The sequence below is a fragment of the Rubripirellula tenax genome, assembly GCF_007860125.1.
Taxonomy (GTDB): Bacteria; Planctomycetota; Planctomycetia; order Pirellulales; family Pirellulaceae; genus Rubripirellula; species Rubripirellula tenax.
The window spans coordinates 1-19,109 of sequence record NZ_SJPW01000017.1 but is presented as its reverse complement, the minus strand read 5'-3'; the positions used below and the strand labels follow the sequence as shown (position 1 = coordinate 19,109).

General features: G+C 53.3%; 16 protein-coding genes. 1 reads left to right on the top strand and 15 read right to left on the bottom strand.

Going from position 1 to position 19,109, the window contains the following annotated elements; all coding sequences use genetic code 11:
* Positions 1-640: 640 nt before the first annotated feature.
* The 10 genes from Poly51_RS29785 to Poly51_RS29740 all read right to left on the bottom strand — a co-directional run bounded on the left by Poly51_RS29785 (position 641) and on the right by Poly51_RS29740 (position 11,298).
* Positions 641-1,105 carry a GNAT family acetyltransferase gene (locus tag Poly51_RS29785; protein WP_246114864.1) on the bottom strand — a complete coding sequence of 155 codons (465 nt, stop codon included), beginning with the start codon at positions 1,103-1,105 and terminating at the stop codon, positions 641-643.
* Positions 1,106-1,784: 679 nt separating this feature from the next.
* Positions 1,785-2,564 (bottom strand): hypothetical protein, encoded by a 780-nt coding sequence (locus tag Poly51_RS29780; protein ID WP_146462595.1) that lies wholly within the window; start codon positions 2,562-2,564, stop codon positions 1,785-1,787.
* 151 nt (positions 2,565-2,715) lie between these two features.
* Positions 2,716-3,222, bottom strand: a complete 507-nt coding sequence (locus Poly51_RS29775; RefSeq protein WP_146462594.1) for a hypothetical protein — start codon at positions 3,220-3,222, stop codon at positions 2,716-2,718.
* Positions 3,223-3,375: 153 nt separating this feature from the next.
* Entirely contained in the window at positions 3,376-3,888 is a 513-nt protein-coding gene (locus Poly51_RS29770; RefSeq protein ID WP_146462593.1) for a hypothetical protein, read from the bottom strand.
* Between the two features lie 483 nt (positions 3,889-4,371).
* The gene (locus Poly51_RS29765; RefSeq protein WP_146462592.1) at positions 4,372-4,803 is read right to left on the bottom strand and encodes a hypothetical protein; all 432 of its coding nucleotides are present in this window, start codon (positions 4,801-4,803) and stop codon (positions 4,372-4,374) included.
* Positions 4,804-5,390: 587 nt separating this feature from the next.
* A complete protein-coding gene (locus Poly51_RS29760) occupies positions 5,391-5,852 on the bottom strand; it encodes a hypothetical protein (RefSeq protein WP_146462591.1) in 462 nt (153 codons plus the stop codon).
* A 1,638-nt stretch (positions 5,853-7,490) separates the two neighbouring features.
* Positions 7,491-8,267: a hypothetical protein gene (locus Poly51_RS29755; RefSeq protein WP_146462590.1), complete on the bottom strand. Its 777-nt coding sequence runs from the start codon at positions 8,265-8,267 to the stop codon at positions 7,491-7,493.
* Between the two features lie 95 nt (positions 8,268-8,362).
* Positions 8,363-8,821: a hypothetical protein gene (locus tag Poly51_RS29750; RefSeq protein ID WP_146462589.1), complete on the bottom strand. Its 459-nt coding sequence runs from the start codon at positions 8,819-8,821 to the stop codon at positions 8,363-8,365.
* Between the two features lie 93 nt (positions 8,822-8,914).
* On the bottom strand, positions 8,915-9,646 hold the full coding sequence (gene aqpZ, locus Poly51_RS29745) for an aquaporin Z (RefSeq protein ID WP_146462588.1): 732 nt from the start codon (positions 9,644-9,646) through the stop codon (positions 8,915-8,917).
* A 1,214-nt stretch (positions 9,647-10,860) separates the two neighbouring features.
* Positions 10,861-11,298 carry an SMI1/KNR4 family protein gene (locus tag Poly51_RS29740; RefSeq protein ID WP_146462587.1) on the bottom strand — a complete coding sequence of 146 codons (438 nt, stop codon included), beginning with the start codon at positions 11,296-11,298 and terminating at the stop codon, positions 10,861-10,863.
* Between the two features lie 186 nt (positions 11,299-11,484).
* On the opposite strand from Poly51_RS29740, the gene Poly51_RS31955 reads away from it, so the two are divergent.
* Positions 11,485-11,757, top strand: coding sequence for a DUF599 family protein (locus Poly51_RS31955; protein ID WP_390621816.1), 273 nt, complete (start codon positions 11,485-11,487; stop codon positions 11,755-11,757).
* A 919-nt stretch (positions 11,758-12,676) separates the two neighbouring features.
* Here the strand turns inward: Poly51_RS31955 and Poly51_RS29730 are convergent.
* The 5 genes from Poly51_RS29730 to Poly51_RS30890 form a co-directional block, all read right to left on the bottom strand.
* The gene (locus Poly51_RS29730) at positions 12,677-13,081 is read right to left on the bottom strand and encodes a hypothetical protein (protein WP_146462586.1); all 405 of its coding nucleotides are present in this window, start codon (positions 13,079-13,081) and stop codon (positions 12,677-12,679) included.
* A gap of 691 nt (positions 13,082-13,772) precedes the next feature.
* Positions 13,773-14,372 (bottom strand): MTH938/NDUFAF3 family protein, encoded by a 600-nt coding sequence (locus Poly51_RS29725; RefSeq protein WP_146462585.1) that lies wholly within the window; start codon positions 14,370-14,372, stop codon positions 13,773-13,775.
* Positions 14,373-14,463: 91 nt separating this feature from the next.
* Positions 14,464-14,853 carry a hypothetical protein gene (locus Poly51_RS29720; RefSeq protein ID WP_146462584.1) on the bottom strand — a complete coding sequence of 130 codons (390 nt, stop codon included), beginning with the start codon at positions 14,851-14,853 and terminating at the stop codon, positions 14,464-14,466.
* Between the two features lie 728 nt (positions 14,854-15,581).
* Entirely contained in the window at positions 15,582-15,992 is a 411-nt protein-coding gene (locus Poly51_RS29710; RefSeq protein WP_146462582.1) for a GNAT family N-acetyltransferase, read from the bottom strand.
* 2,513 nt (positions 15,993-18,505) lie between these two features.
* Positions 18,506-18,676 carry a hypothetical protein gene (locus tag Poly51_RS30890; protein ID WP_186775916.1) on the bottom strand — a complete coding sequence of 57 codons (171 nt, stop codon included), beginning with the start codon at positions 18,674-18,676 and terminating at the stop codon, positions 18,506-18,508.
* Positions 18,677-19,109 lie beyond the last annotated feature (433 nt).

Sequence of the window (19,109 nt, the reverse complement as noted above, 5' to 3'; positions counted from 1 at the left end):
CGACGCAAAAAGGGATCAATCCGTTGCACCGGAGACACGAAGGCTCAAATCAAGCTGCCAAACACCGCTCAAAAACCTGAATCATTCACCCGTCAGACGCGGGGCCGGTAGCTGGTGTTCCTGGAGACCCGTCGCTCGGGACGATTGTCTGTGAATCAATGGCGCGGCGGACCCAAGCCCCGTATCTACGAATGTAATCTTTGTCAGAACTGGATGCTACAGCAGCAGCGTCCGCCATTCGATCAGGTGCAAACCGCATTGCCATGGAAAGTTGGTCTTTGAATTGTTCGTAGAATCGACCATCAATCAGGCGATCGACGATTGCGTTGAGCATGGTTCTACATTGATCTTCAGGGGGCGGATGATTCTTAAAGTAGCGACAAAGTTTCGCGCGTGCCCGATTGTGCCAAATTCCAAAGCTCTCTGCAGCTACGAAAGCGACGGCTCGCGTCGCAGCATCAGTGTCGCCACGTTTCACGTCGTCAATCAACATGTGTAGCTCCGGCTTGGTGAGCGATCGAATCCAAAGTGCGGCAAATGAAGGTCGCATTGTCGATTCAGTTCGCTGCATACATTTCAGTCGGGTAACGTTACCGATCACCCGGTCGCGGCGGTTGATCAACCACTTCAAAACGCCCCGCTACCGCGACTCGGGTGCATCGGATGTTTCGCCGCTTTTCGCGTGGGACGCCAAGCGTTTCCCCATGCTGATGCGTTGCTCAGTATCGTATCCCAGTGAACCGTAAAAGGCCACGACCGCGTCGTTTTGTGAACGGACCTGAAGGTTGATTTTGGGACAGTCAAGGTTGCTGAGTGCTTGTTCCGCGTGCCGAATCAGCGTCGAGCCGATACCGCGTCGCTGTTGCGTAGGAGTCACCGCAAGTGAGTAGATCCACCCTCGATGCCCGTCGTAGCCCGCCACGACCGTTCCAATTACGGTCGCGTCCAACTCGGCTACAAAGAAGAGGCCGTCATCCGCGTCGTATTTGCGTTGGATCGATGCCGCAGGATCATTGTGTCCGGTTGAGTCCGGGAAAACGTCATCCCATAGCGATATCACGTCATCGCGATCGCTGGGCTCGTAATGTCGTACATGAATGGGCAACGTGAATGGCTCTCTATCAACTGAGGGAAGTCATTCGGCGAACGTCTGCCATCACCGGGCCGGGACGGTTGATGTTCCATTTGTAAAAACGCGCAAGCCCGGCTCCGGTGCATGGCTTGGTTATCCGCTCACGCGCCGTTGCATCGCAGGACCAGTAACGTCCGCGAGAGTATAGTCGAGCCACCAATGCCCAAGCAATACGTCCGCGCGCATCAAGGGTTAGTCCACGGAATGGGCTACGACGCGCGTTTGTTGAGTGATCGTTTGCGGTGAGACCGCGAAAGGAAAAAGAGGAGAGCCAATGCCGGGACGCACCCGAGCATAAAGAGAACAGGAAGTTTTGAGACGAAGACATATTGCCAGAACGTGTCGCCAAGCACAGTTAAGTCGGTTCCGCGGTCGTAGTCGCGAACAGTAAGTGTAACGATCCACAGGAAAGGCAGCACTAGGAATGACGCCACGGTCGCAAGCACACAGCGAAACAGGAATCGCGGGTCAAACCAGTTGGTAGTTGTGTCCGATCGGGGTTTGTCGCGATCGGCATTGCCTACTGGTGTAGCGTAGGGATTGGGTTCACGCATGAGGATTTCAGTCGGATAACGGCAACGATCACCGGGCACGAACGAGAATCTGACCACTTCACACCCGCCCAAATGAGTGCTCCGCGTGCATCGTTTTGTTATCCCGCGGGTTCCGCTCCGATCGCCCTTACTTCAAGCCGGCGAAGAAAGTTAACGATCGGGAAATTTCTATCAAACTCTCGAATCCCATGCCGTTGTGCGATATCATTGATTTTTGCTATGTATTCGCCCGCAGTCGGGCCGTCGACTGCGTTACATTCAAGTATAGCCAAGTCCGTAAGTTCCTGTTTCGATGCCAAAAGTTTCATGTATTCATTTAGCCGTTTAAGCTCTACTTCTAAGGAGGCACGGAACTGTTGAGTGATATGCGAGAAGGCACCAATGAACACAAAAGAGGATAGTACGCCTAGAAAAATGTAGAAAGCGTAGGGCGAATCAAGGAATTCAAAAAAGGAAAGTAGTTCTGTCCAGTTTTCCACCATCTTTTCGATCGCTGGTTCGGCTGTTTCTGGATCGCCAAAAGCCGTTTCAATCAAAACGGCGACATCGCGTACCGTTTCGAGATAGACTGCAACATTTATCAAGATGGTGACCATAATGATCGACAATACAACGCACGTCGTAACGGCCAGCAATCCAAGAATCGAGAAGCGAATCCTAGAGCGAATTTCCGCTTGACGTTTGATCGCAGAGATAAACGAGTTTACGTAAAATCTCCTTACAAACGAAAACCCCGAATTCCAAATAAAAGGCCTTGCTCGATCAGAAACCAGCGACCAAACATACGGTGCGAGCCGTCCAACCGAGAATATGATGGCTGTTGCAATCAAGGTGGCAATCAGTGAATTGCCTACTCCATCCCAAGTGATTTCGCCCAAAATTACTCGTCCTCAATTGCCTGAAAATGTTGATTCGCTGAGCGGGATAACGGCAGTCGTCACCGGGCACGGAGAGACGACTTTCCATTTGTAAAATCTCGCAAGCCGTGCTCCGTGTGCACGGCATTGTTATCCGCACGCGGGACTTCCCTCAAGGTGTTTCAGGGCCAACGAGATAGAAGCGGACTGTCTCCACATCAAGCACCGCTACAGGATTAAGCCAGTCTGCCTGACCGTTGGTAATCGGGGCGCGATATTTCAACTTCCCAACCACGTCAAACCTCGGCACCCGTGCGTCTCCATGCTTAAGGAACGCATTGGCTTTGAGGGCTTTGTAGACGCGTGAATCCTTTTTCGTCGTCAATATGATCGATCGCGTCCCGAGCTCCGCGAACGCAATTACCTCGGTCGGATTGCGCACATCGCCAGTGGTCACGATTGTCGGCGTAGCGTTGGTGATGACCAACGTTCCATCATCTTCCTGTCGGATGCTTGTCACCGATGGAGCCAACATATGCGGTTGCTTTTCAAGCCAGCTGTGCGGGTACGACGCTGGCACTTCAATGGTCTCTAGCGATTTGGCCCCCTCACTGGCGCTGCCGATCGAGCAACTCGCTATCGCCAAACAAACAGTTAGGGACGAAAATGCGTATCTCATCAGCAATCTCCTTTGAGGCGGATAACGTCCAAGGTAACCGGGTTGGCGGACCAACGGAGTTGATCTTGGCACACCATGAATTGTAAACGAAGGAATCGACGTTGAAAAACAGAAGTGCGAGCCAGCTCCGGTTCACCGTTTTGTTCGGCGGCGCTATTCGCGGACTAAAACGCGGAATTCACCGGACAATAGCATGTGCCGGCCAGTGCCAGACACGATATGGACAAAAACCGAGTGAGCGCCGAGTCTTGCGTCTTTTGTAGCACGCAACCGAATCACGGCGCAGGTCACTCGTTGGTACGAGCCATCTTCTTGTGGTCCAGTGAACAGACCAGTCTTGTATAGATCCGCCTGAACCGTGGCCGACTGCTTTTCATCGTATTCGGCGGATACACCATCCTGTTCGTACTTCGCCTCACCCTTCAAGTCATTTTTCTTTCTAAACGCAAGGTTGGCTTCGTTGTCAAAGAAGAAGACAGGGGCACGTCCGGTTCCCTCATCCCAGCAAAGGTGCAGTTCCTTTGACTGACCCGTTTTAAGCACAGCCAATGCCGTCGGAGCCGGTATTGATTTCCCGTTTGACTGCTGGGCGCTGGCAAAATCTGGACGCGCGATCATCACCGCCGCCAAAACCAAACTGCACAGCTGAGTACGTCCTCGAAGCATTGTTGCTATCTCCTGTTCGTCGATTTCTTGCGCCGCCGAACGTTAAGCGTAACCGGGAACGCGCGGGAAAGTCTCTAGCGACCGAATCGCTTAGCTCGCGTTCTCCGGTTCACGCGTTGGTTATCGGGTCGCTACGGAATCCACCGATGATGGGCTCCGAGGCGTCCAGGATACCGCAGGCGAGTCACGGATGCAATCGATTTGCTCACGATCTCGATCCGGCCCACAACGTCCGCGCTTGGATCGGCAATTGGTTTGCCCTGCCGTCATCACGTGAAGTCTTCCGTCCTGAATCGAGCACTGAAATCACCGTACCGGATCGAACACAACTCGAGCGCACCAATCACGCCCCTGGATCAAACGCACCAATCACGAGCACTGAACGATCGCCCCCGACGCGATAACGGTTACGATCACCGAGCCGGAACGGAAATCATTGCTTCAATTGGCACGCGCAAGTCCGGCTTCGCGTGCATCGTTTTGTTATCCCGCGTTTGGCTGCGCAGTTTCGGCGTCGCCGGGCGGCTTGCCCAGCTCTATGATATCAGGTTTTTGGCTGGTCAATACACTGATGCATTTGTCACAGACCAAAAGGTACTCAACTAGCCCATTGGGGTACATGTGAGGAGTGAGGAAGTCGGCACGTGTGGATTCGAGGTCAAGCCATCCGCCACTTTGGACTTCGTACAGCCAGCCGTTCCCCGTGTGATACTTTTCCCAGAAGCTGCAGAGATCGCCTTCGTCCAACAGGCGAAACCCCCTAGGATTGTCAAAGGCGACCCGGACGAATCCGAAATCTCTCCCCTGCAAGTACACGGTCAGCCGGTCGCAGTCATATGTCATCGAACGCATCACCAAGTCGGCGTACGACTGGGCGTTGCGGTGAACCGTACAGACTGGCAATTCCTGATCCATGAGGTGACGTTCACTCTATTTTGTGTAGCGGGATAACGGCGGCCGTCACCGGGCCGGGAGTGTAAAGCTAACCATTGCCGAGACGCTCGCAAGCCCGGCTCCGGTGCACGGGATGGTTACCCGCGATTGTGAATTCAAATCTGAAACGCAATTTGATGATCTAGCTTATGAGCCGCCTGCGTTGCCTTCCTTTTTCTTCATCATGAAGTGTAGCAGAACGGTGTTGATGATCCCGATCGACACGCCTGTGGCCACAGATCGAACGAGTTTTGGGGCTCCATTTTCATATTGGGAGAAACCGGCAAGGATCGCAGTCACTACCACGGAAGATAGGATCGCTGCAAAGATGGCATTGACGCGCATTTGATCGAGTGACCTTCAAAGAATTGAGTGCGAGTTGGGTGCGAAGGGGAAACGCTCGAAAAACGGTTGACTGGAGAATCGAGATCAAGCATGAATCAGTCGGGTAACGCTAGGCATAACCGGGCCGCCGCAATTGATGCTCCATTTGAAAACGCGCGATCGGCGGCTCCGCGTTCATGCCATTGTTATCGGCCGCCTTGAGTTATGGGAACCGGATGAACCACCTAGTAGGCTGGCGTTGAGATGATATTTTCATTCGACAGTGCCTCCGTGAGCTTGTGAACCTTGAACCAAGGAAAGTCGCGGTCGGTTGGTAGGGTCTCAACGTCCGTGATGCTGTGTTCGTTGTCGATTCGAAACGTAATCCCGTCGTTGTCTTGGGGGAATCCAACCTGAAGCATGCCTTGAGAGTCCACGCGCCAAGTCCCGCCCGAATTCGCCAACGCTGTACCCTTAAATTTCTCTGCGGAACCGTCTGACTTAAGAACCACATGATCGATGACGCCGTCAGTCCACTGCCACTGCCAAATCCCAACGAGATACGGAGGATGCATGGAAGCCATTGCTAGTGATGATGAATCTTTGGTTTCCTTTGCTGCTGGCGAACTGGACCTACCGCAGCCGGAGGTCGATGTGAGCAAGCCAATCGCGATAATAAAGGGTACCAGTCTCATCACATTCGGCATGCTGAATTTCCTTTCAGCCCGATAACGGTACGCGTCACCGGGCGGCGGGAGCACGGCAACCATTTGTGAAAACTGTCCACCGCCGCTCCGTGTGCACGCGATGGTTCCCCGCCATTTTCGACACTGCGGGGCGGGTTCACATCAATGCCGCCCCGTCATCCACGAATCAAGATTAGCAGAGCAGTGCTAATCCCAAAAAGGAAGACGGGTAAGATAGCATCGAGTGGCTGATGCACGTATCCCAGGCCATCAATCTCCGCATCATTCACAAAACGAATTCGCGGGAAGCGTGAACACATCGCGCTAACAATCACGAAACCAGCGAACACCGCGGCGAATGGAACGAAGACAAGGGGCCAGCGTGAAGACGTAAGTGCATACGTAGCCACGAAGCCAACAAGCGTCAACAACGCGGTCGAACCTCCAAGGACAACGGGATATACGCGGTAGATCATTGTTCGATTGAGTCAACGCAATGCATCAGACGCTGTGTGCCAGTTCAGTCGGGGAACGCTTGAGGTAACGGGGGGCGAGGCGAGGACTTTGACTCCAGGACCGACTGCGCCGAGCCCTCCCGTTCACCGATTTGTTATTTTGCGTCTTCTCGTACGGCGGCAGTCACAGTGAACGGTATTGTATTCGATTCAATCGAACCGCGCCAAATTGGGGTCAGTGCCGCGAACCGAGAACGTTTAGCGAGAAAGTCATACCATTCCGTGTCACGGTCGACGCTGTAAGCAAAGTGGACATTGTATGTGCCGGCCGGAAGATCAATCATCCATCGATGTTCATCGCAGCGGCCATTGACGTTTGCGTATAGATCGAATGCGATTCTCGCGCCAGGATTCAATACGAAATCATCCAGCGGTTCCGCAGCGAAGACCCGCGTGCGCCATGCCGCGGTCTTGTTTCCGGAAGCGTTTGTAAACGTCAACCCGGTCACCTTCGGATACGGGAGCAAGCATCGTTCAGTGGCGGAGTGAAACGCGACCCGAAATGTTTCAGGAGTTCGCGAAACGGCGATGTGTTCGAGGGAGATTTCCAAGAGTGCCTCGGCACAAAGCGTGTGTCAGTGCCTGCGTGAGCAAAATAACGTCTCACATCACCGGGTGGCGGCGATTGACGTGATTCCAAAGAAACGTGACCACCGCCACTCCGGTGCATGTGTTTGTTATCGGCATTTATGAACGGGCATTGGTCGAGCATCGGGCAGCGGTTGCCACGCCGCCACAGTTTAGCGGGCGCTGGTTCACGCGGCAAGCAATCGGGCGTTAACCGGGTCGGCAAGTAAACGTGCATTGTCATCCGACGGTGCTTGCAGACGTTAAACGAAGAATGGAAAACGTCGTCGTTGGATCAGCAAACGACAACAGCGAGCAACATCGAGGGTTGCGAGCGGCGTGGGGTGTGGCAATCGCCAACGGAGGATTAAGGCGTTTGAATCGGCGAGCAACTAACGCAAGAGCCGAAAGACGCACCAAAAACCAAGCGTTGCAGCACTCGTTTGTGCAAGCAAACACGCGGAGCAGCTGAGGAGTCAGTCCGATAACGCTCGACATCAGCGGGGACGAGCGGAAAGGCAACCACTGCCAAAACGCGTTTTCGAGTCCTCCGTTGCATGTCATGGTTACATCGCGATTAGTTGTCGTTGTCAATTGGCAAGTCGTCCGGTGCAGGAAGCCCCAGCGTTTTGAGCAACGGCAAGCACTTTTGTGCAAACGTAACCGCTGGACGACAGTGCTCTGCGAGTGAAGCAAGTTTATTCATTGCGTCGATTGCAGACATAAACCGCTGCCAAACTGTTGGCTGCTTTTCCTGTACCTTCTGCGCTATGTCATAGTTCTGTATCAACTCGCCCAAAAGTAGCGAAAACTGTTTGCGCATTCCACGGCTTCCACGAATTGCGAAACGATCAATGGAATCACGTATTACGCGAACCAAGTCAAGTAGCCATTCGCGTACACTTTTTGAGAAGACCTCCGATGACTCAATCTCACTTTGAAGCTCCGATACGATCGACCGAAGGTTTTCTATCTCGCCCTCGCCGGGCGATTCATCTTGAGGCAAGTCAGCGGCAATGAATCGCATTGCAACGACACCAGTTTGAAGCACCTGGCAGGTGCAGTTCTTTTGTGGCATCTGCAAATTGAATGACTGAAGCGACTTTTCAACGTCAGGGAGATTGGTTTTGTAGAGTTCGTACTTTGCTGTGTTGTGCTGGAACTGTTCGATCTCAGTGCAAAGTGACGCAAACTCGTCGTGTAAGTCCTGGATCGCCGTCAAAACGGCAGGCCATTCAGGAGTAACGCCGAGAGCCTCGCCAAGGCCCTTCAGTGGGATGTTCTTGCCGCTTTGCGGCTGAAGTTTTTCGAGGACGCTAAGGATGCGCCCGGCGGCGTTGTTGTATTCAGGCATTTGTTTTGTCGATGTAACGGTTGCCGTAACCGGGAACGGACAGTTGACTTTCCATTTGTAAAACCTTGCAATCCGTTCTCCGGTTCACGGCTTGGTTACGTGGCTTCGTCATCCATCCTTGGCTGGATCGCAGACTTTTCGGCGAGTCGCTTTTTGTGAGCCACGCGTCGCTTTCTTACGTTGCACGCTCGCTCTAGTCGATCAAATTCATGGTCGACGTGCAATTCGAGTTCACGTATCAGATTTGGTGTCATTCGATCGCTACGAAAACCAGGCCAGTCTGGGCATAGCACCATCAGCCGATTCCAGATGGGCTCAAATTCGGCGACGCCTTCGCCGTACATCAACACCTTGCGGTAGCTAAGCAAGTAGATCATGAAGTGCCGTAACGATGCCTCATAGTCATCATCAACAAACTCTGGCATTTCGTCAGACCAATAGAAACTAGTGGCCTGAAAATGAAGTTCTCGAGTTGCGTCAGGATCGAAGGTAAGGGGCGCAAAGTATTGGGCGAAATGCTCCACGTCAGCAACGGTGTAGTTGGTGGTTCGCATGTTCTGCCACGTAACGGCGGCCGTAACCGGGCGGCCGCCAAAAGACTTTGATTTCAGAACTCGCGTTATCGGCCGCTCCGGTTCACGGCTTTGTTATGCGTTCTCGGGCTTGGTGTCAAAGCAGGTTTTGTAAACAACCCCAGCAATGACGGCGCCAAGTATGGGCGCCACCCAAAACATCCACAGCTGCATCAGCGCCCAACCCTGTACGAAAACCGCAGGCCCGGTTGACCTGGCTGGGTTGACGGACAAGTTGGTTATCGGAATGCCGATCAGATGGATCAACGTCAGCCCCAGCCCGATTGCTATGGGGGCAAATCCTGCGGGCGCGCGTCGATCCGTTGCCCCAAGAATAATCATCAAAAACATGAACGTCAGTACTACTTCGGCGACGAAACAGGCGAGAATCGAATACTGTCCTGGCGAGTGTTCCCCGTATCCATTACTTGCAAAGCCACCGGACAGTGAGAATCCGTTTTTGCCTGACGCGATCACGTACAGCACAGCGGCACCGGCCAATGCTCCAACGACCTGGGATACTACGTACGGAAAAAACTCCTTCATCGGAAATCGCCCACCTGCGACCAATCCCGCAGAAACGGCCGGATTGAGGTGACATCCGGAGATGTGTCCGATTGCGTACGCCATCGTTAGCACGGTGAGTCCGAAGGCGAAGGAAACGCCAACGAAACCGATTCCCAAATTTACAGAGGTGCCATCCATCGGCGCCGCGAACATTGCCGCCAAGACGGCGCTTCCGCAACCGCCAAAGACAAGCCAGAAAGTCCCAATTCCTTCAGCGATACATCGTTTTCCAAGTTCCATTGTTCTTCCTTTAGGGTAAAATTCTAACGCATAACGGTTGGCATCACCGGGTGGCGGCGAACATCGTGATTTCGAGAAAACCGTGCCACCGCCACTCCGGTGCATGCCGTGGTTATCCCATTGCATTGAATCGAGCATTGAATCAGCGCTGTGCAGTGATGACCACGGTTCGACAGCATAGCGGGCATTGAATCGTGCGGCAAGTTTCGAGCGTTGCCGACCGTCAGCGGGTCGGGCACGGCGATCGAAGGGAGCCGAAACGCGGACTCTCTCGCCAATGGCGAGACCCGGTGGGAAAAGACAAATAGAGCCATTGGCGAGAGTGTCCGCGTTTCGGCAGCTTGCAGCGGAGTAAACCATTCCAATGCCAGACGAACCGCAAGCTTCGAGCATGGGGAAACGTGGGCAGCAACCTGGAGAACGTGACGTTCCACATCGCCGGAAAAGATAGATCAGCGCGACCAAGAGATTTTCCGGCGATGCGGTACGTCACGTTCGGACGTGATTTCGAGAAAAGCGTTTGAAGCAAAGTCGGCCGGAATCCCCGGGAGTCGAGCGTTGCCGATCGAACCGCAACGAAGCAGGATCAGCCGGCACCTCCGCGCATTAGTTGGGATAACGACCGCCATCACCGAGGACGGCCAGTGTGGTTTCCATTTGTAAACGCGCCATGCCGTCCTTCGTGTGCATGGCCTGGTTCTGCCCGATTGCAGCTAGTCATTGGTTTGATAGAGAGGCGATTCCGTGGTGATTGCAAAGCTCTGACCAAACGTATCGACGATCTTGTCGACGTGAGGAGACCCAGTCAACAATAGCCAATCGCGCAGTTGATGCATTATACGCTCCAAGGCAGGAACGAAGTTGGCAAGTTGATCGGAAGCAAATTGCACTGTGCAATCAACATGACTGCCGTGACGTTCAGAGCTAACGCCACCGGACGACCAGAAGCGAATGATATCGTTATCCAAGAACTCGCACCACGGATCGGGGTCATGTCCCAGCAACGGCCGTGTAATCAGTGAAATCCTGCTGTGACAGCATGCCGCCGGCTTTGCTTCACCACGCCTTTCTTCATGCGGTACGCCTCATCGATGTCGAAGGGGACTCCGTACTTCCTTCAGGTTTTGGTCATCAATTGTTGTGACTATCGCACGAAAAAAGCGGCGTGACCTAGTTGCCACGCCGCTTCATTGCTCAATCAAACCAGATTACGTTTAGTCACGATAAAAATCCGCGTGTTGCGAAAGCTTATCGATGAACTCTTCGAGACAGCTGCCAACAACATCGTCGAAATAGTAAACAGCGCTGTCGTCCAGCATCAGCTGAAAACACCCCCCTTCACTGTAAGCCATGAATGGAATGGCGTTCTCGATCCGTTCATCACTCGGCGACGAAAAGCCGACATCCTCTCTTGTTGAAACCAATCCCTCTATTTCGATTGGAGTCAGGAGACGGTTGAACTGATTCGATGGCTCACTGTCTTTCAGTCCCTTATCCAGACCGAAGTATCCAAACTCCCGCCAAAGAGCCTTCAACGATTCTGGAAAAACGATCCCCATTCGATGTTCAACGAGCGTAATCTCAGCTGCATCGACCGCACTAAAATACGATTTCTCGGACAACTCGCGAATGGATTTCAGCTTATCAAACATTAGTTCAATCCTGGGAAAATTTGATCAAATGGACCATCTACTCGGTGGACACCACCTGGACCTTTGTGGTTGTGTGGCACAAGAGGATGAATGTTCCACCAAGCGGGCGCCTGAAGCTGCGATCGACTCTCAAGATGGACAATGTCGGTTACGATCCGAGCGATGTGACGGGTGGAATTCGAATGGATGCGGGTCATGGTCACCCGCGAACCGCGCATCTTTGATTCCCAGATCATGGCGTCCCTGCGCCAAGGCACATCGTTCTTTGCCTCGACCTGTTTGCTGGCGGTCGGGGGGGTCCACGGAGACTCTCGATCAAGTACGGAGAAAAGCTCACGCCAGTCCTCGAGTCCGCAGCAGCAGCCATGTGAGATAATTGCTTCATCACCAAGCGTGATGCGCAGTCCACCGCGAAGGCAATATGAATCGAGAGATGCTAGTTCTTCTAAGATCAGGTGAGAGTTTGTTTGCGGCTTCAAATCAAGTGGATCGCAAAGTGATGCGACCAATGAGCCAATTGCGTCATCCGTTAGCCGAATCGATATGGGGAAATGCGTGAAGGGCGGCAAGTCCAAAGTCGGCCATTGCCAAGGTGGCTCAGACTCAGACCAAGGTGCCTCAGTTGCAAGTTGGAAAAGCGGTTGACGACTAGTCACGTCTTAAAGCCATAGTTGGCAGAACGGTACGGTTCAGCGGGGACGCGCGGGAGAGTGACCACTTAAGAATCGCTTTTTCGCGGCCTCCGTTGCAACCGATGGTTCTGGCTCTTTTTGATGCGAGGAATAGTCGGACGAGGGTGATGCAGTTGGCCTCGGAAATACGCGAGGGCCAAGTGCGCATCCGAGTGCCCAATAGGCAAACAATTATAGGCGATCAACGCAAGGTTGAAGTATACCAACGCCTGGTACGCCCCAAGTGCAAGTTGCGATTCAAGCGGTCCCAAGGTCCATTCAATAGTGATCGTGGCGACAAGCCAACCGAAATTCGTCAGGAGCCCGGCAAGGATCACAGGCAAATGCACAACCGAATCGTAAAACGCACAGTAGCCACCGAACAATCCAATGCGAATTACTCGTGGGCGTTGCCGGTAGATTAGACCGGCGATAAGGTGTCCGAATTCGTGCGTCGAGATTAGAAGCAGTAAACCGATCGCGCGACCGATACCAAATTGACCACGCGAAACGATCATCAGTGCCGCAATCCCAATCACGGTTTCGTCGAGAATAACACGCGCTCCGAAAACAGACGGAAGTCGAATGCGAAGTCGTTTCCACCACGGCATGAATGAATCAAAGTGAAAGTAGAGTGCTGAGGTGGAGAAGAGATTCAGATGCCAGAACGCCTGCCGTAACCGGGCGGCGACGAAAGATTGTCCATTTCAAAACCGCCCGACTTCGCCGCTCCGGTTCACGGCTTTGTTCGTCGGCGTCGTGTTGTGTCCGGACGGAATCAGCTTGAAGCGATCGAGCGTGTTGCGGACGTCAATCACCAACCGTTCTGGTCGCATCCAGTTTATCCCTGACGAACTGCTTATCGCAAGTTCCAAACGCCCGTCGCAGAAATTCTTTGGATCAATCAGCCAATAAGTAAAGCGTGATGCAAACACTTTCTCCGCGTTGGCATCCACGATCAACAAACGTTGCCGCAGAAATAGGCCAAGGCGTCGAATCCATTGTGGTACAGCCAGATATCGCGAATCGTCTGACCAAAGAAAAGCGGGACTGCACCGAGGCACCTCAAGACCGGTCGTCATCTTCAGAGTCCCGACTGTCGGATTGCTCATTGAGTGTTCGCGAGCCTCTGCGATTTGGGCAGTCACCAAACCATTTGGAGACGTCGCAAGATGTGACCGTCGCCAAGGAGGTGTGTTGTACGGCGATGGTTCCGTCTTGGGCGACACGTTGGTTAGTCCGACGAACGTCTCACATCACCGGGTGGCGGCGATTGACGTGATTCCAAAGAAACGTGACCACCGCCACTCCGGTGCATGTGTTTGTTATCGGCATTTATGAACGGGCATTGGTCGAGCATCGGGCAGCGGTTGCCACGCCGCCACAGTTTAGCGGGACTTGGTTCACGCGGCAAGCAATTGGGCGTTGACCGGGTCGGCAGTAAAACGGCAATTGTCATCCGACAGTGCTTGTTGACGGTAAACGAAGAATCAAAAACGTTACGGTGCCATCAACAAACGCCAACAGCAAACACCGGTTCGGCTTGGGAACGCTCTACGTTGTGGCAATCGTCAACGGAGGATCAAAGCGTTTGAATCGTCAAAACGCTAAAGCAAACACCGAACGACAAATTCCCAATCCAGCGTTGCAGCAGTCGCTAACGCAAGCGAACACGCCAAACACATGAGGAGTCAGTCCGATAACGTCAGGCATAACCGGGTCGCCGGAAAACGGTCTCTAACTACCAATCAACACGATCGGCGACTCCGTGTTCATGCCATTGTTCTGTCTTCTGTTGCGGCGTCAACACGTGCTGTGTGCAAGCAGCACGACGTTCCGTCCCTCCGCCTTGAGATCATTGTACAAAGCAAAGGCTTCGGGCGTTGGCAACACACGCAGATCAATGGAATCGCCCAGTAGTTTCGCGTCATCAGTCAGTTGTGCGATGCTATCCCAGCCTATGCCGACCACAACCACGTCGACGCCCGGCGTGATCAACGCATCGAGTTCGGCGCGTGTGATCTGATGGGTCTTGGGTCGAAACCAAAGTACGCCATGTTGATTGACGGTAATGTCGAGGACCGGAATCGGTGTCGCGCCGTAGACGGTGAATCCGAATCGCGAATATGTGATCCGTTGAGCCGCTGCAGATACCAGCGGAATGGATATGAACAAAACGAACAGCGAAACAATGGTAATGCGTGGCCAACGCTTGTCCGGCAACGTCGTGATGACGGCATACAACACGACAGAAAGGATGATGCCAAGGACGACGCATCCCGCGGTCAGTGTCAGACGTTCGGGTGAAATCGGCAGGAACGTGAACACAACCCAAGACGCGGCGAATCCCACGAAAAGTAGCATCGCCGAAAGGACAGTTGCAGTTTTGCGATTGCGTTTCATTCTTCCTCGCTGACAGAACGCCAGACATCACCGAGGACGCGCGAGTGATCATCCACTGCCAAACCACCTAGCTCGCGTCCTTCGGTGCATGTCATGGTTCTGTCCGCTCAGGTTCTTTCGGGTTTGTGCTGTTGGTTGCGGTATCAAGAACCCTCAGCGTGCCTTTGACGGCATAGATCAAGCCATGATCAGATTTAAAGGTTTCAACGGTGCAACGGTTCCCAGTCTGCGGCATTGACGACGACGCAATCTGTAGCCGAACAGGATCGGGAGCCCTGCGCGTCCCCGGTGATCTAGCAACAGCGATATGATCGGCCGGAATGAGCCCATCCGCTTTAAGTACGTGGATGTGAACAGTATCTTCTCCAGTGTCGAGCAGCAGGATCGTCGGCGTCAATCTCTGGAACTTGCTCGGGCCCGCGTAGATCGAGAACCATGCAGAGTCCGGTGCGCTGTAGATGGCGGCAATAGAGCCGGACATGGATTGTGTGCTCTGAGATGCTTCTTCGCATCTGCAAAGGCTAGCAGAAGTCAAGGTGATGACGCAAACAATCAGTCGTAGCATATTGAGCCTCCTGTGCAGTGTTCGTAAATGACAGAACGTTCGACATCACCGGGTGGCGGCGAACATCGTGATTTCGAGCAAACGTAACCACCGCCACTCCGGTGCATGTCATGGTTATCGGCTTTTACGAACGGGTGCTGGGCAGCGGAAACCGCGTCGCAACAGTCTAACCGGCGTTGATTCGTGCAGCAAGCAATCGGGTGTTGTCCGTAAACGAAGGATCGAAAACGTTGCGGTGCCATCAACAAACGCCAACAGTAAACACAAGTTCGGCTTACGAGCGGCGTACGTCGCGGCAACCGTCAACAATGGATCAAGACGGTCGAAGCGCTGAGTCGCTAACGCAAAAGCCGAACGACAAACTTGCAATCGAGCGTTGCTGCAATCGCTAGTGCGAGCGAACAAGCCAAACACCTGAGCGGTCAGTCCGATAACGGTACGCATCACCGGGCCGGGACAGTTGATGTTCCATTCGTGAAAACGCGCAAGCCCGGCTCCGGTGCATGCGATGGTTATCAGACTTACAACGCTGCGCTTCGGGGTGGCAGTGGAGGAACATTCGCCCGCTGCCGCAAGCTTCCCATCTTAACGCAATTTGCCCCGCTCACGGGTGGGAAGTGGGTGGTGTTCCTGGAGATCCGCCGCTAGTGATCGTTGCCATCGTACACCCACATCGAAACCGTTCGCCCAGCACGCGAGAATCCGCAACGTTCGTAAAACGGAACCGCATCGGCGTCGGCAGTCAGCATTTGTTGGTGGAACCCATTGTATCGGTCAGTGAGCCGAGTGAGGATGCCAGTCCCAATGCCAGTGCGAGTGAAATCGGGGTGGACGAGAAGGTGGGGGTAGTAAACGACGAGATGCCCATCAGAGATCGCGTTACCTATCCCAACCATCCGGTGGCCGACGTAAGCAGAGATGACGCTATGCGAAGCTCTAAGTGCCGCGAGCAATGCGTCAGGCTTCGTAGCGGAGGACCAATCGCATGCTCGATAGATAGGAAGCACGTCGTCGATGGTGAAGTCAAGATCGTCACGGTATGTGGTGAGGCTCATGCTGGCATCAGTTTACGGCCTGCGGTTTCAGTCGGATAACGTTTCACATCACCGGGTGGCGGCGATTGACGTGATTCCAAAGAAACGTGACCACCGCCACTCCGGTGCATGTGTTGGTTATCGGCATTTATGGACGGGCGTTGACCGAGTGTTGGGCAGTGGCAACCACGTCGCCACAGCTTAACGGGCATTGGTTCGGGCGGCAAGCAATTGGGCGTTGATCGGGTCGGCAAGTAAACGGGCATTGCATCCAACGGGCCCAGCAGACGGTAAACGAAGGATCGAAAACGTTCACGCTGGTTCAGCAAACGACAACAGTGAACACTATCAAGGAATGCGAGCGGCGTGGGCTCTGAAAATCGCCAACGAAGGATTAAGGCGTTTGAATCGGCGAGCAACTAACGCAAGAGCCAAAAGACGCACCTAAAACCAAGCGTTGCAGCAATCGTTTGTGCAAGCAAACACGCGGAACATCTGCGGAGTCAGTCCGATAACGTCTCACATCACCGGGTGGCGGCGATTGACGTGATTCCAAAGAAACGTGACCACCGCCACTCCGGTGCATGTGTTTGTTATCGGCATTTATGAACGGGCATTGGTCGAGCATCGGGCAGCGGTTGCCACGCCGCCACAGTTTAGCGGGACTTGGTTCACGCGGCAAGCAATTGGGCGTTGACCGGGTCGGCAGTAAAACGGCAATTGTCATCCGACAGTGCTTGTTGACGGTAAACGAAGGATCAAAAGCGTTGTCGCTTGATCAGCAAACGAAAACAGCGAACACGTTCAAGAATTGCGAGCGGCTTGGAGGGAGGAAATCGCAAACGGAGGATCAATGCGTTTGACTCGCAAATTCGCTAACGCGAATGCCGAACGACAAATTTCCAATCAGGCGTTGCAGCAATCGCTAGTGCGAGCGAACGCGTGAAACACCCGAGACGTCAGTCCGATAACGGCTACGATAACCGAGTGGCGGAATTAGATTCTCCATCCCAAAACCCCATAAATCCGCCGCTTCGGTTCATCGTTTTGTTATCCCGCGGTTTTGGCACTACCATCGGCAAACACAAACACTAGGGATCGGCAGAAGATCTCGGTGTGTAAAATTTCGAAATCGCCGAACGCATTGGGTGGAATGCCAAATACACCAGCGAAGCAGCGATCGTTGCAATTATAATGTCAGCAAGAAGGAAGTGCCAGTGAATGTGCTGGTGTGTAAAAGCGTTCGATGTGCTAAGTAAAGATTTTCCATTCTTGTCGTGAGCATTGATGAATGCGACATTGTAAGCGAATGGCCATCCGGTCAAGCGAAGGTCTGACGTGACACCAACATTTACCCCGGCAGAGTCTCGTGTAAAGTAGCCAACATTTTCATATTGGAGCCATGAGAGTGCAACGCAATTCGCAGCCACCAATAAAGTTGGGAAGACAATCAAAGTAAATAGGTTGATTCGCAATCGCTTCATTCAAATGTGGAGTTTAAGCGGGATAACGGCTACGATAACCGAGTGGCGGGATTAGATTCTCCATCCCAAAACCGCAAAAATCCGCCGCTTCGGTTCATCGTTTTGTTATCCCGCGTCTGTTGGTGGGCCAAAAGTAGCAACGGTTGATTGGATGTCAGAAAGCTCGTGATTTCGAGCGTTCAGCAAGATGCTATGCATGTGTTCAGTTGACCAACAGAGAGCAACATCAAACGCAGCGTCAGTTTCAAGCCCTGCATCCATTGCAAAGGATCGTAGCACAACAAGTGAAACGATTAGATCACGGTAATCGCAATTGGCATCGACAATCGACGCAATTGCCAAGCCTCGGTTGACCCATCTCGAGTCAGCGTCGACGAGAATCCCAGCCCGCCTGACAAACAGGACGAGCCCCCAGAGTGATCCCCATTGACGAGTTTCTTTTCGAATCAGTTCGCGCTCGGACTGGTGTTCAATGTACCAATCAGCAACCGCGGAGGCTGATTGGTCAAGTTGCCGAACACCCGGTTGAGCCCACGGGTTGTCGTGGTCATCGTCTTCAAGTGTGCCGTGAAGTTCGTTCAGTAAGTTGATTGTCAGACTGCTCATGAGATTCTTTTGAGCGGGATAACTATGTATTTAACCCGACCAGATGATCGAATAACACGCATTATTCCGTTTTTATTCGATCGATGCAACGTTTTATTCGTGCGCATGATCGAATAACAGGATGTTATCCGACCATTATCTCGTATTTATTCGATCAGATTGTCGAATAATAGCGCATTATCCGATCATCAACTGCCGCCCTTGCGCAGAGTGGGAAAGCACGAGCGACGCGGGGCAATGCCTGGACATAGCAAACGACGTTGGCGAGAGAAAAATGGCGGAGCGACGGTCAATTGCCAGACTGGATGCCATCTGGCAAATCACAACATCCGCATGCGACGCCCAAACGCAAGACTCAGCTGAGCGGGATAACGGCGGACATCACGGGGGACGGACGAAAGACTCTCCACTTCAAAAACCGTGCAAGCCGTCCTCCCGTGCATGTCATGGTTCCCCGCTCCTGCTGTGCTGGATTCGGTCTTTGTCGTCAAGCATTTCAAGTTGACGACGAGCGTAGTAATAGGTGTGAAGCGTCAGGTATAGCGGCTGGTAGTCGATGGGATGCAGTCGAAGGTCAGTAAGTACCGCACGCAGACCGTGCCGTCGATGGAGCAAGGCGTATCCAAGTCCGCGCTCGATGTGTTCTAGGGCTGATGCGAGGTATGATTTCGTTTCGTCGTGATAGTGCGGTTCATTCAGGAAGCTCGAGATCTCGCAGTCGACGGTAAGGTCAATTATCGGTCCACCATCGTTCGTGACTGTGCAGTCAGCGGTGAAACATGCCATGTATTCATGGACACCGGTGTTGAGGTGTTTTTCGTCGATGTGGAGCCGAAAGCTTTTGATGTCAGGTCACCTATGAGTGCAATCAGTCGGGGAACGTTACCGATCAGCCGGTCGCGGCGGTTGACCTTCCATTTAAAAACGCCCGGCTACCGCGACTCGGTTGCATCGGATGGTTCCCCGCTCTCGTCTGCACGGCGATCGGGGGCACTGCTTAAGTGTACCGTCAATCTCCATCGTCGTTCTTCAAATAGCGCCGAGTTTG